We start from the raw sequence: 12,496 nt of genomic DNA, 5'->3' as shown, positions 1-12,496 counted from the left end.
AATTAAGCTTTGCACACAGTAAAGAACTCCACGGTCTGCGCTATGCACGTTACCGTGGAGTTCAAAAAGTGAAAACGCAAGTTTTGATGACCGGCATCATACAAAACTTGAAAAAGTGGGCCAAACTCCGCTCTTTACAGAAAATCGGTCTCCACCTCACTTCTCATATTATAGAAGGTTCCGTTTAACAATTCAAAAAAAGTGAAAACCCCGGTGAGAATTCACCAGGGTTTTCTTGACTAAGTTGTTTTTCAACAACGTGAAAACGGCTCTGCCACTTTTGATGGCAGAGCCGTTTTCTTATTCTAAATGATGCTTCTCCTTCAATGAATCCGGTGCCATCTTAACAATCTGCTGTAGAATGAAGGCAAATATCGCTACATCATCGACTAAACCAATAATCGCTAACACATCAGGGATCAAATCCAAAGGCAGCCAGAAATAACCGACAACCAGCCCGATGCTTAGTAATTTATGAAAGAAGGCTACTTCCTTGCTCAAAAAGAAATCTTTTAAGAAAGGAATAGACTTTCTGAATCGAAATAGAAACTTTATTCGTTTCCATATCCTGTACACATGTTTCCTCTCCTTCATTAACGGATACATGTGTATACGAATAAAGGAACCGTTGGTTTCATTTTTGTCGAAAAAAAGATGTATGACAACGTATACAAGAGGAATAAAGGATTTTAAAACCTTGCTCTTTTCTATATAATAGGATGTAACTTTTAGGCAGTATGAATCTGAAGTACATATTATAAAGGAGCTATTATGAAAGAATCTAAAAAAATCCGGCTGTCAAAGCTGTCATCCTTTCAGCTCATCGTGCTTCTTTACCTGGTAGGTGCATTGTTTTCCACCGTCCTGCTTATGCTCCCGATCGCACATAAGCCAGGTGTAGACATTTCTTTTATTGACACGATGTTTGTGGCAGTCAGCGCACTTAGTGTAACAGGCTTAACACCGGTATCTATTGTAAACACGTTCAGCACAACAGGATATGTATTTATCTTATTTATTCTGCAGGTTGGCGGTGTCGGTGTCATGACGTTCAGCTCCGTTGTCTGGATTATTTTCGGTAAGAAGATCGGTATTCGCGAAAGACAGCTAATCATGGCGGACCAAAACCGGACAGATCTAGCCGGGCTCGTGAAGCTGATGAAGGAGATTTTTCTCTTGATCCTTGCGATCGAGGCCGTGGGAGCCATTATATTAGGTGTTTATTTTCTTCCCTATTACCCTTCAGCTTCTGAAGCTTTTTTACATGGCCTATTCGGTTCCATCAGTGCGACAACAAATGGCGGATTCGATATTACGGGCCAATCACTCGTAATTTTCGCTGACGATTATTTTGTGCAGTTTATCAACATGATCCTGATCATTCTAGGAGCCATCGGCTTTCCTGTATTAGTAGAAGTAAAGAACTACTTAACGTACAGAGGCCCGATTAAATTCCATTTCTCCTTATTTACGAAGCTGACAACGATCGTTTATGCGATTTTAGCTGTGTTTGGTGCTATCTCTATTTATTTACTAGAGAGATCTCACTTTTTTGCTGATAAATCCTGGCATGAATCCTTTTTTTATTCCACTTTTCAATCCGTCGCTGCCCGCAGCGGCGGATTAACGACACTGGATTTAAATGAGTTTTCAACAGCAACGCTCCTCCTGCTTGCTATTCTTATGTTTATCGGAGCATCACCAAGCAGTATGGGGGGAGGCCTGCGGACGACCACCTTTGCGATCGCTATTCTAGGAGTGTACTTCTACGCTCGCGGCAAAGATACGATTAAGCTTTTTCACCGGGAAGTACACCCAATTGATTTGCGCAGAGCTTCTGTCGTTATGACTACCGGCTTTGTGATCTGGTTCATTTCAATTATTTTACTGGCCTTTTTTGAACCGGATTTACCGATTCTAAAGATTGTTTTTGAAATTTCATCCGCCTTTGGAACAACGGGTTTCTCACTGGGCATTACGGATGACCTGAGCACACCATCGAAGCTACTTATTATGACTCTTATGTTCATCGGAAGAATCGGCCTATTCTCGCTCTTGTTCATCATTCGAGGAAAGACAATCAAGGATACGTATCACTTCCCGCGGGAACGAATTTTTATCGGCTGACCCTATGTGCCGCCAAACAAAAAACGCCTGGAGTTCCAGGCGTTTTTTGTTTGCTTTTATGTCCTATCTTTTTTTGGTTAAAATACCAAAGTTAAGCCAGTAAGAGCGCTAACATGGTAACCGTGACCTTCTCTGCCCGCTCTTCCATTACCACGTATTCTATTGGATGAGCGGAAAAAGCCAAGGAAGTATAATAGAGACGAGGATAGCCGCCGCTCCCATAGCTGCTCCTGATACTGCTCCTTGCATTTCCCCCTCCACGACCATTTGACTTGTACCGACCCCATGAGCGGTAGTTCCAATAGACAACCCGCGTGCGAATGGATCGGTAATCCTTAAGGCTGTTAACACCCAAGGGCCTGCAACCGCTCCGAACACACCTGATATAATCACAAAAACAGCGGCCAGAACTGGATCTCCTCCAATAACATTCGCCACATCAAAAGCGACTGGCGATGTGACAGATTTAACAGCAATCGCTCCAGTCATTTCTTCCGAGAAATGAAACAGTTTAGCTAGCACTACTCCAGAAACAATGGTGGCGGCTGTGCCTGCTACGAGCCCTAACAAAGAGGGCCAAGCTTTCTTTAACAATATGTTTAAGTTATGGTAAAGCGGAACAGCCAGTGCAACGGTTGCCGGTCCAAGAAGATATGTCATGATGTCCTTGGCCGGCGTATACTCCTCATAAGTAATGCCGCTCCATAATAAGATAAATACAATCACGACTGTGCTGGAAAACACAGGTGTTAATAACGGTGATGGAAAGCGGATAGCGAGACGGCGGGATACCCAGTAAACAGCCACCGTCAATAAGATACTAAACAGAGTGACGCTGCTCATGCGCAGACTCCCCTTTCTTTCCTTCAGCCGTTCTCTTTGAAAGGATCTGAACAGTTCCGCCAGTTACTGCCATACCGATAATAGAGCTTCCAAACAAAATGACGGCAAGAGTAATCCCGCTCTCCTTTAATAAATCCAAATAGACCATTAATCCAACAGAAATTGGAATAAAGAAGAAAGCGAGGTGCTTATTTAAAAAGGCAGCTCCTTTTTCTATCCAATCTAACCTTATCACTTTAGCTGTCAGCAGTAAGAATAATATAATCATTCCGAGTACACTTCCTGGCACAGGCAGATGCAGAAAACTGGAAATCAGCACACCCGCTTGATAAATCAGCCACAACAGCGCAATTTGCGCAAGAAAAATGCCTCCTTGTTTTACCATATTCATGTCCCCCTTGCATTCGTCCTTTCGTTACACTTTAAAAGAAATTATTCAAGACCCTTTCTTTCTACTTCTCTATCATACCACTACTAAAAATAAGCGCTCAATGGAATCTCATGTTTCTTCCCATACGCAGAACTCCGAAGGTATTCGTTTGAACTGATAGATAATTTACGGTATACTCTTTTTAGTTTTTAAGAGAAATCATTTTATTGCAGAAGGTGTATTTTATGGGAGGAAACATGCTTTGAAAAAATCATCCTTGTTATTATTTTCTTTATTCGGTTCTCTTTTACTGCTCTCTGGATGCCAGGCAGCGCAGGAAGAGGGGCACTTTTTTCATGACTACCTCGTCAATCCGTTTGTAGAGCTCATTCATACGCTGGGTGAAGCATTCAACAGCTACGGCTTAGCAATCATTGCTATTACGTTAGCTGTTCGGCTCATCCTAATGCCGCTTATGCTGAATACGATGAAAAAGCAGCAAGCCATGCGTGAAAAGATGGAAATCGTTAAGCCCGAAATGGAAAAGATTCAAAAGAAATTAAAAGAAGCCAAAACACAGGAAGAGCAGAGAAAAATCCAGCAGGAAATGATGATGCTTTATCAGCAGCATAATATCAATCCATTCGCGATGGGATGCTTGCCAATCTTCCTTCAAATTCCGATCTGGATGGGCTTATTTTATGCCATTTCTATCTCAGAGGATATCCAGCATGCTGAGTTTCTCTGGTTCCAGCTTGGACAGCCTGATATAGCGATGGCTTTGATTGCCGGTCTTATGTACTACGTTCAATTCAAAGTCTCCATGATTGACATGCCTGAACAGCAAAGGCAGCAGATGAAAATCATTGGCCTGCTTTCTCCGGTCATGATCTTAATTTTCTCTTTCACAACACCAGCCGCCTTACCGCTGTACTGGGCAGTGAGTGGACTGTTCCTAATCGGCCAGACTTGGTTGAGCAAGAAAATCTACCCTGCGAAAAAGCCGGCAAAGGATAAAGAGTAACGCCTAACTAACACGAATGACTCACACATTCCAAAAGGAGCAGCTTTGAGCTGCTCCTTTTACTTATATATGCTCCTTTCTCTTCTCATTTCCTATTTATTTCGCTGTTAAGGAACGCTAAAATAAGGGAAGAGAAGGAATAAAATTGATGATCCCTTGAAACCTTTTATCAGCTGATTCGTATAGCTTAATGAATGTTATTAATCAACTGGAGTGAGTGCGATGAAAAACCCATTACTTTTTACAACACGTCTAGTGATCGCTGTTCCCTTAGCATCTGCTGCCGGGCTTCTGCTAGCTAATCAGTTCGGGCTCTCTCCTTTGCTGGCGTCTGTCGGAGCTGCCGTGACAGGAGCTGTCCTGTATATAGCTATTGGCAAGTATGCGGATCAGCGGCTATATAAAAAATACGGTCTAACAAGAAAAGAATTTAATTATATCCAGGAGAATTTGAGAGAAGCCAAAAAGAAGCTTAGACGGCTTCAGAATGTATTCATTCGCGTACGCAGCATCAGCTCCCTTAAGCAGATGCTCGAATTAAACCGCCTCGTACGCAGAATCTTTTCTGTCGTCAAGAAAGAACCGAAACGCTTTTACGAAGCGGAAGCTTTCTTCTATTCTCATTTAGACTCTGTTGTTGAGCTGGCAGAGAAATATGCTTTGTTAAATACACAGAAGCTAAAAAATCCAGAAGTGAAGCAGTCACTGCTGGAAACAAAAGAAACCCTCGGAGATTTGAGCAAGACATTAGAAAAGGATTTGCATAAAGTCCTGGCAAAAGATATTGAACATTTAACGTTTGAACTGGATGTAGCCAAGCATTCCTTAAAAGATCGAAAGCTATTGGACCATCCGGATGAAAGGAGAACAAAGTAATTATGGCAGAAGAAAATATGAAACCATCGACTTCACTAAAAACAACTACCTCTGATTTAGATGACCTGCTTTCCTCTCCGTTTGGAGAAAGTCTGCTCGAGCCGAGCATGACAACGGCTCAGCCCATGCAAAACGACCAGCAGCCGAAACGGCTGATCGATGTGCTTCCAGAGGAGCATCGCATTAAAGCCGAAGAGCTGGCTAAACAGATTGACCCAACGAATCATCAGTCAATCATCAGCTACGGCACGACTGCTCAATCGAAGCTTTCGAACTTTTCCCACTCGATGCTCGACCATGTGCAGCAAAAGGATATCGGAACGATTGGAGATATTCTGAATGACTTAATGTCCAAGCTGAAGCAAGTCAACCCAGATGAACTAAAGCCTGAAAAGAAAAACGTATTCAGCCGCTTGTTCAATAAAGTCTCAGGGTCCGTTCAAGAAATCATGTCCAAATACCAAAAAGTTGGCACACAAATTGACCGGATCAGTGTAAAGCTCGGTCATTCAAAGCAAGTATTAATGGAAGATATACAAATGCTTGAGCAGCTGTATGAAAAGAATAAAGAATACTTTCAGGCATTAAATGTCTTTATCGCTGCCGGTGAGCTGAAGCTCGAGGAACTGGAGAAAGAAACCATCCCCGCCCTGCGCCAAAAGGCTGAACAATCGGGTGATCAGATGGCTTATCAGGATGTCAATGACATGATGCAATTCGCTGATCGTCTGGAGAAACGTCTGCACGACTTAAAATTAAGCCGGCAAATCACAATTCAAAGCGCACCGCAAATCCGCATGATTCAAAATATGAATCAGGCGCTCGCTGAGAAGATTCAATCTTCCATCCTTACTGCTATTCCCTTATGGAAGAACCAGGTGGCTATCGCTCTGACCCTTGTTCGCCAGCAGAAAGCGATGCAGTCACAGAAGCAGGTGTCTCAAACGACTAATGACCTGCTGTTAAAGAATTCCGAAATGCTTAAAACCAATACAATTGAGACAGCGAAGGAGAATGAACGCGGACTTGTTGATATTGACACCTTAAAGAAGACACAGTCCAATTTAATTTCCACTTTGGAAGAAACGCTTCGCATTCAGCATGAAGGGCGTACGAAACGAAGACAGGCGGAACAAGAGCTTGCCTCCATGGAAAATGAATTAAAGCAGAAGCTTCTCGATCTTCAGTAAAAGTAAGCCTCTCCATTTTGTCATGCTGCACATCAATTAAAAAAGTACATCACTCATAGTACTAGTGATGTACTTTTTTAATTGACAGCTTTCTTAAACTAGTTATCAGTAACAGAGATAGGATCAATAAAGAGCTTAAAAAGGAAACCTGACAATAGATGCTTTTTCAGTTTTTCCAGCCGCTCATTAAAGCAGAATATTGATGTTTATATGTTCGGTTTATAAAACAAAAACCCTGAAACTAAAGAATCAGGGTTTTATTTTATATCATTCAAAGCTGCAGGCACGTTATATACAATGGCCGCGATTTATAGAAGCACAGGATATTCACTTATGCATCAAGCTTTTTCCTTTACTGCATTGCATAAAGCCTCTTAGCCGCCACAGTAAATTCCTGCAGCTCATCAGACCGAAGACTATAAGAAGCCACTTTCCCCTTATGCCGCTTGACTACATCGATATGGTCATCGTAACTGTAAACAAAGATCGTTACATCTTTATTGTTTTTCTTTGCATGAATGACAAAAGGAACCACATCTGTCTCTGGATGCAAAAATAAGTCTTCATTGCCAGGGAATATTTCATATTCTTTTAGAAATCTGGCTTCATTAAAGTAATTAATAAAGCGGACCTTTTCATCCTCTTCTAAAGGCTCTCCGCTAAAGATGACCGTTACCTCTTTTGCATTAAAGTTTGGATGGATGGCAAATTTGCTTAACACCCATTTCACAAGTGCACTTGGGGGAGTCATTATAAATTTAACAATGATTCCAACCACTATCAACATAACAACAGTCCATGACATCATATATCAACCCCTTAAGTTATATATCTAACTACCGATTCATCTGTGGATACTCGCTTAAAGCAGTAAGGTGTACATTAACATTATCACAAACCATATTTTATTTACTATGTACAAAATAAGAACTTTCTTCGACTACGTACAGCCACGCTGTTTACTTTGGCTTCTCTTCTCACCTCATGCTCGTTATATTTAAATCCTGTTTAACTAATAAATGTTTAAAAAAGCATATGATCGCTGTAAGTGAGTTCTATGCAATATAAAAAAGATAGATAAAGCAATTATTATTGCTTTACCTATCCTCTGCTTTTTATCCTTAACATGTAACGAGGAAGCGCGTTTTTAATAAACGGATGTTCTTCTTGTTAATAGACTTACAATGTATCCGCCTATTCCTCCCGCCACTGCCGGCAGCACCCAGCCAAGGCCAGATGAGAAGAATGGCACCCAGGAGATAGCTTGATGGAGCCATGTGTCCGGCCAGCCGATCGCAGCCAGCCCGTCGTTCAGGCTGAAAAGCGCGGTCATCAAGATGGCACCTATATGAATCGCTCGAGAGCTCAGCTGCACAAACGGATGTAAAAAAGCGAGTAACACGAGAATGATCGCAAATGGATAAATCACTGTAAGAATCGGCACCGAAATAGCAATGATCTGTGTCAGCCCCATATTAGCAATAAGAAAGCTGATAATTGTTAAGATAGCGACGAACCCTTTATAGGAAACAGCCGGCCACTTTTCAGCAAAAAATTGAGCAGTGGCCGATGTTAGACCAATGCAAGTCGTTAGACAAGCGAGACCAATAATGATGCCGAGAAGTGCTCGGCCTCCTTCTCCGAATAAGGCTTCGGAGACAGCTGTTAGCAGCTCTCCCCCATTGGTGAACTGTTCTGTCAATTCCATCTTCGCGCCAATCCACGCAATTGATATATAAACAACTGATAAACCTACTCCCGCAATAAGCCCGGCGGCGATTGTAAACTTCACTTTAGAAGCTTGATCGCGCACGCCGCGGCTAGCGAATGTATTCATGACAACGATTCCGAATGCTAAGGCCGCAATCGTATCCATGGTTAGATACCCTTCAATGAATCCCGTTACAAACGGGGCTTCAGCATACTTTTCAGTAGGGGCAGATAGCGGAGCATTGAATGCCGCTAAGGCCACAATACACAATACCGCTACAGCTAGCAGCAGGATTGGTGTTAGCCATTGACCAATCCGGTCAACGAGCTTAGATGGGTTGAGACTTAGTATATACACGACTATGAAGAACACAGCCATGAAAATAAAAAGAGTTCCTTTATTTGAGCTATCTGCCAAGAACGGAGCGGCCCCCATTTCAAAAGCTACGCTTGCCCCGCGCGGAATGCCGAAAAAAGGACCAATCGCTAAATAGGCGACGATTGCAAAAATAAGGCCGAAGACAGGATGTACCCTGCTGCCGATCGACAGTATACCGTTTTTCGATAGAGACACGGCAATAACGGCAAGTACAGGTAGGCTGACCCCTGTTATAACAAATCCAATAATAGCCGGCCAGAAGGACGTGCCGGCCTCCATTCCTAAAAAGGGCGGAAAAATCAGATTTCCCGCTCCGAAAAACAGGGCAAATAACATGAGTCCGGTTAATAATATATCTTTCTTACCCAATGGAGAACTCCTCTCTCGAAAAAATGCATATATAGTATGGTTTCTTCACAGAAAAAAGCCGGTCGAAAGACACGACTTTTTCTTTTGTTTTTTTCGGCAACGCCTTCTATTCTACTTTTTTCGACAGAGAGTGTCAATTAGATAAATTAGAAAAGATATGTGAATTCTTACTATTATAAACTCAATTATTTTATTGAATGCTTTTATATAGCAGTTTTCTCAGCAGCGGAAAAAGCACCTGGGGCAGTTCCTCGAGATCGGTCAAGAACAAGCTGTACTTGTCTCCATATATATTTTGTACTGTTGCTCTTTCTGCTTCTGTAATCTCGTCATTCGCTAAAAATATATTCATCACTTCAATCCCCAGCCTGCGGGCTTCAAGCACTGCCTCGTGTGTATCGATAATGCCATTTTGATCATAGCTGTAAGCCGCCGGCTCTCCATCTGAGAAAATGAATAGGAACTTCTGCTTTTCCTGCCGCTTTCTGATTCTTTCTGTTAGGACACGTATAGCAAACCCGTCCCGGTTATCCTCTTCCGCTTCTAACTGCATTACTTCCGGCCCGCTGGAAGCTTTTAGAGAGGTATCGTAAGTAATCACCTCATAAAAATAATTGGGCTGCTTTGTTTCTGTCGCTTCCCCTGTATCCTCCCAAAAGCCGATAATTTCATGCGGAACGTTCACTGATTTCAGCGCTTCGTGGAAAAGTACAATACCGAGCTTTGTTTGCTCCATCTTATCTTCCATCGAAGCTGAACAGTCGACCAGCAGGGTAAAAGAAGCATCAATATCCGCGGAGAGCTCCTGCTTTTTATAGAACAGCCGCGGCTGATCCTCTAGGAAAAAACGAAGAAGCTTTTTATTTAAACGGCCAGCATGCAGATCACTGCGTGGAGCTGTTCGTTTATGCTCCAGCATCTTTTCCATCATATGTTTCAGCTTTTTTTGCAGGGTAACGATACGGGCCTGCTGCTTCTTATATCTCTCTGCCTCTTCGGGTTTAGGAGGTGCTGCCTTTTTAAAGATAGGGATAGCAAAGCGGTTTTCTTTTCCATACGCCGCTTCTCCACCGCCTGTTACTTCTTTTTTCATCTGTTCAGCCGGCAAATGAGAGAAATCCTTTCGGCTCGTTTCTTGAGCAGAGCCCTGTACCATTGCCAGCGCCTGATCTCCTGCCTCTCCCTCCCTTATTCCTTCTCCCATCAGATCTGTTTGCGTGCCCTGGTCCAAATCGAATTGAAGAAAGCTTTCACCTAAGTCACTCGTTTCCCGATGCCAAGTTCGAAATTCCTCTTCTTCTATTTCCTCTTCACCGGTTTTCTCTTTCTCCAAACGATCGTCATTGGCGAGCGGATCCTTCCTTTTTAAATCATCAAAGCGTTCTCCCTCATCTTCATTTAAAGAAAGCTCGGGCAGGTGAAAATACTGGTTTAAGGCATCCTTTTCAAGTATTTCTTCCAGTACCTCTGTTATATCCTCCGTCAGCCGAATGACCTCTCTTGTAGAACGCACCTCAAACATGCTCATTATGGATCTCTGAAGAAAAGGCATTGCTCCTTCTATCTCCTTATTGATCAATGGCGGGTCAAAAGGAGCATTGGCATGCAGCATTAAGAATAGTGCATTCAATAATGAGTCAGCTGGCAAGCTCTTCACTAAATTGGTATTCAGCTGAGCCGTGAAATACTGCCGGTACATTCTCCTCCGAGCAGCAAAAGCAGGCTTCGTTCCCGGCCTTTCTTTTTTGCATATCTCCTCCAGCCGAATATCTTCTGACATTACTGCCAGCTGCTTGGCTGTAGAAGCGACTGGAGAAGCCTGTATACGATGCAGGAACCTTTCGATCTCCTCTTCATCTGTATGAAACCAGCTGCCAGCAGCTCGCAAGTATACATCTGACGCAAAGCCAAGCCACGTGTCTTCAGCCGGTCGATGGCTCCAAAAGTGGCTCACATACAGCTTGTTCACTGCTTTATGAATATAGGCATGGGGGCGGTATTCCACTTCAAGACTCGGGTTTCTCGTCAGCGTCTTGGATAAATCTGACAACTGCATAAATAAAAAAGAGTCAATGATTTCATCATTAAACTGGATGAAGCGTTTCATATTCTCACCTCACTCAAAAAGAGTCGCTGCGATGTTCCGCACGGCCGCTTTCTCCCGCTCATCCTCAAGCTTGTCGATAATTCCCCGCTGGATGGCACGCAGCGGCGGCAAATATAAGGCCAAATCGCACGTATCGATCAGTGCCCGAATAGAAGCCGCCTCCTCTGCGATTTGACCGTTTCTTACCTGCGTAATCAAATCTCTAGACAGCATGGCGAATCGTTCAAGGAGCTTTTCATCCTCTAGCTGACTCTCCGCTCTAAGCACCCTTAGTAATGTCTCTCCGCTGATGTAAGAAACATCAATAACGACAAAGCGGTTTTTTAACGCTTCATTTAGTGGTACAGTGCCCACATACCCTTCGTTAATGGCAGCAATCACACCAAAGGAAGAAGCCGCTTTGATCACCTCACCAGTGAAGGGATTCGTAATCGTCCGGCGGTAATCAAGTACACCGTTCAGAAGCGGCAGTGTCTCCGGCTTGGCCATATTGATCTCATCTATATAAAGCAAATGCCCATCCTTCATTGCCTTTACAACAGGACCTGGTACAAATTCAATGACACTTTTCCCATCCTTCTCAGCAATGGTCTTATAACCAACCATGGCTTCGGCATCCAGATCGACTGAACAGTTAATGCTGTGCATCGGCTGTGAAAAAATGGAGGAGAGCGTTTCTGCCAGCTTTGTCTTGCCTGAGCCCGTCGGACCTTTCAACAAGACGTTCTTCCCTAATGTTAGAGCAAAAACCGCATCCATCAACACCGCTTCATCCTCGGGGACATATCCTCCCTGACCGATGAGTCCCTCTTTATTCCCGTTTGAAAATAATCGTTGTCGCTCTTCTATTTTATCAGCCACCGCAGGCGGCCATACATTCATCCTCACATTAATCTTCCTTTCAAGCTTAAAGTCATTATCCTGTTCTATCATACAGTTTTGCAAAAGGCTCGTAAAATAATTAAGCTGATAACAAAAGACTGATGGCAAAGTGCCATCAGTCTTCATACTCGTATATGTATAATCCTCTGCCAAGTTTACGAACGTGATGGTTTTCACGCTCAAGCGCAACCATGAAGGTTGTCATGTTGGCAATTTTTTTTCCTGTTTCTTCTTCAATCTGCCGTTGCAGTTCTACTCCGCGAATAGGCGTATTTTGTTCTTTTAATATAGATACAGCCGTGCTTCGGAGCTCTTCAAGACTTTTGCTGTACCGCCCTCTTTTTCTCTTTTGCTGCGGCAGTTCACCAATCCTTGTTAATGAAACAATTTCTTTTGCATTTTCTGGCTCGTTCTCTTCTGATTCATCTAATTCTTTGAGCCTTTGAAAAATCGCTTCTCTCTCTTTTTGAAATTCCTTCATTAGTTTCAACTCAGAGTCAGCTAGCTGTTCGAGCCTGACCTTTAAAGCTACTCGTTCATTAAACACCTGTACTCCCCCTATAACAGCGCAAGGTCTGTTACTTCTAACTAATATGCATAAGTGGTCATTGTCTATTGT

At 43.0% G+C, this 12,496-nt stretch carries 13 protein-coding genes; 5 read left to right on the top strand and 8 right to left on the bottom strand.

What is annotated here, in order from left to right; all coding sequences use genetic code 11:
• A partial coding sequence (locus tag QY97_RS19975; protein WP_039231265.1) for a transposase occupies positions 1-188 on the top strand: 188 nt, incomplete at its 5' end.
• A 112-nt stretch (positions 189-300) separates the two neighbouring features.
• Here QY97_RS19975 and QY97_RS12010 read toward each other — a convergent pair.
• The gene (locus QY97_RS12010) at positions 301-576 is read right to left on the bottom strand and encodes a YkvA family protein (protein WP_039238340.1); all 276 of its coding nucleotides are present in this window, start codon (positions 574-576) and stop codon (positions 301-303) included.
• A gap of 195 nt (positions 577-771) precedes the next feature.
• Between QY97_RS12010 and QY97_RS12005 the strand changes: the two genes are divergently transcribed.
• Positions 772-2,127, top strand: coding sequence for a TrkH family potassium uptake protein (locus tag QY97_RS12005; protein ID WP_039238342.1), 1,356 nt, complete (start codon positions 772-774; stop codon positions 2,125-2,127).
• 159 nt (positions 2,128-2,286) lie between these two features.
• On the opposite strand, the gene QY97_RS12000 is transcribed toward QY97_RS12005, so the two are convergent.
• Positions 2,287-2,970, bottom strand: a complete 684-nt coding sequence (locus tag QY97_RS12000) for an LrgB family protein (RefSeq protein WP_039238344.1) — start codon at positions 2,968-2,970, stop codon at positions 2,287-2,289.
• On the bottom strand, positions 2,948-3,355 hold the full coding sequence (locus QY97_RS11995) for a CidA/LrgA family protein (RefSeq protein ID WP_039238346.1): 408 nt from the start codon (positions 3,353-3,355) through the stop codon (positions 2,948-2,950). The genes QY97_RS12000 and QY97_RS11995 overlap by 23 nt, the downstream gene beginning before the upstream one ends.
• Positions 3,356-3,602: 247 nt before the next feature.
• On the opposite strand from QY97_RS11995, the gene yidC reads away from it, so the two are divergent.
• The 3 genes from yidC to QY97_RS11980 all read left to right on the top strand — a co-directional run bounded on the left by yidC (position 3,603) and on the right by QY97_RS11980 (position 6,430).
• Positions 3,603-4,364 carry a membrane protein insertase YidC gene (yidC, locus tag QY97_RS11990; RefSeq protein WP_039238348.1) on the top strand — a complete coding sequence of 254 codons (762 nt, stop codon included), beginning with the start codon at positions 3,603-3,605 and terminating at the stop codon, positions 4,362-4,364.
• A 222-nt stretch (positions 4,365-4,586) separates the two neighbouring features.
• Positions 4,587-5,240 (top strand): 5-bromo-4-chloroindolyl phosphate hydrolysis family protein, encoded by a 654-nt coding sequence (locus QY97_RS11985; protein ID WP_039238349.1) that lies wholly within the window; start codon positions 4,587-4,589, stop codon positions 5,238-5,240.
• A gap of 2 nt (positions 5,241-5,242) precedes the next feature.
• Entirely contained in the window at positions 5,243-6,430 is a 1,188-nt protein-coding gene (locus tag QY97_RS11980) for a toxic anion resistance protein (RefSeq protein ID WP_039238350.1), read from the top strand.
• Between the two features lie 352 nt (positions 6,431-6,782).
• Here QY97_RS11980 and QY97_RS11975 read toward each other — a convergent pair whose 3' ends face one another.
• The 5 genes from QY97_RS11975 to QY97_RS11955 form a co-directional block, all read right to left on the bottom strand.
• Positions 6,783-7,238: a YfmQ family protein gene (locus QY97_RS11975; RefSeq protein ID WP_232506283.1), complete on the bottom strand. Its 456-nt coding sequence runs from the start codon at positions 7,236-7,238 to the stop codon at positions 6,783-6,785.
• Between the two features lie 339 nt (positions 7,239-7,577).
• A complete protein-coding gene (gene brnQ, locus QY97_RS11970; RefSeq protein WP_039238351.1) occupies positions 7,578-8,888 on the bottom strand; it encodes a branched-chain amino acid transport system II carrier protein in 1,311 nt (436 codons plus the stop codon).
• A gap of 190 nt (positions 8,889-9,078) precedes the next feature.
• Positions 9,079-10,995, bottom strand: a complete 1,917-nt coding sequence (locus QY97_RS11965; protein ID WP_039238352.1) for a vWA domain-containing protein — start codon at positions 10,993-10,995, stop codon at positions 9,079-9,081.
• A gap of 9 nt (positions 10,996-11,004) precedes the next feature.
• On the bottom strand, positions 11,005-11,877 hold the full coding sequence (locus QY97_RS11960) for an ATP-binding protein (protein WP_039238395.1): 873 nt from the start codon (positions 11,875-11,877) through the stop codon (positions 11,005-11,007).
• 115 nt (positions 11,878-11,992) lie between these two features.
• Entirely contained in the window at positions 11,993-12,424 is a 432-nt protein-coding gene (locus tag QY97_RS11955; protein ID WP_052717181.1) for a Rok-like winged helix domain-containing protein, read from the bottom strand.
• Positions 12,425-12,496 lie beyond the last annotated feature (72 nt).

The sequence above is a fragment of the Bacillus thermotolerans genome (assembly GCF_000812025.2).
GTDB lineage: Bacteria > Bacillota > Bacilli > Bacillales > Domibacillaceae > Quasibacillus > Quasibacillus thermotolerans.
Note: the sequence above shows the minus strand (reverse complement) of the source record. Positions and strands in the feature narration are given on the sequence as shown.

What these genes read in the sequence shown, in the direction of transcription:
- QY97_RS12005 (WP_039238342.1), top strand. Translation starts at nt 772, where the DNA reads ATGAAAGAATCTAAAAAAATCCGGCTGTCAAAGCTGTCATCCTTTCAG.
- QY97_RS12000 (WP_039238344.1), bottom strand. Translation starts at nt 2,970, where the DNA reads ATGAGCAGCGTCACTCTGTTTAGTATCTTATTGACGGTGGCTGTTTAC.
- QY97_RS11995 (WP_039238346.1), bottom strand. Translation starts at nt 3,355, where the DNA reads ATGGTAAAACAAGGAGGCATTTTTCTTGCGCAAATTGCGCTGTTGTGG.
- QY97_RS11985 (WP_039238349.1), top strand. Translation starts at nt 4,587, where the DNA reads ATGAAAAACCCATTACTTTTTACAACACGTCTAGTGATCGCTGTTCCC.
- QY97_RS11980 (WP_039238350.1), top strand. Translation starts at nt 5,243, where the DNA reads ATGGCAGAAGAAAATATGAAACCATCGACTTCACTAAAAACAACTACC.
- QY97_RS11975 (WP_232506283.1), bottom strand. Translation starts at nt 7,238, where the DNA reads ATGATGTCATGGACTGTTGTTATGTTGATAGTGGTTGGAATCATTGTT.
- QY97_RS11965 (WP_039238352.1), bottom strand. Translation starts at nt 10,995, where the DNA reads ATGAAACGCTTCATCCAGTTTAATGATGAAATCATTGACTCTTTTTTA.
- QY97_RS11960 (WP_039238395.1), bottom strand. Translation starts at nt 11,877, where the DNA reads ATGAATGTATGGCCGCCTGCGGTGGCTGATAAAATAGAAGAGCGACAA.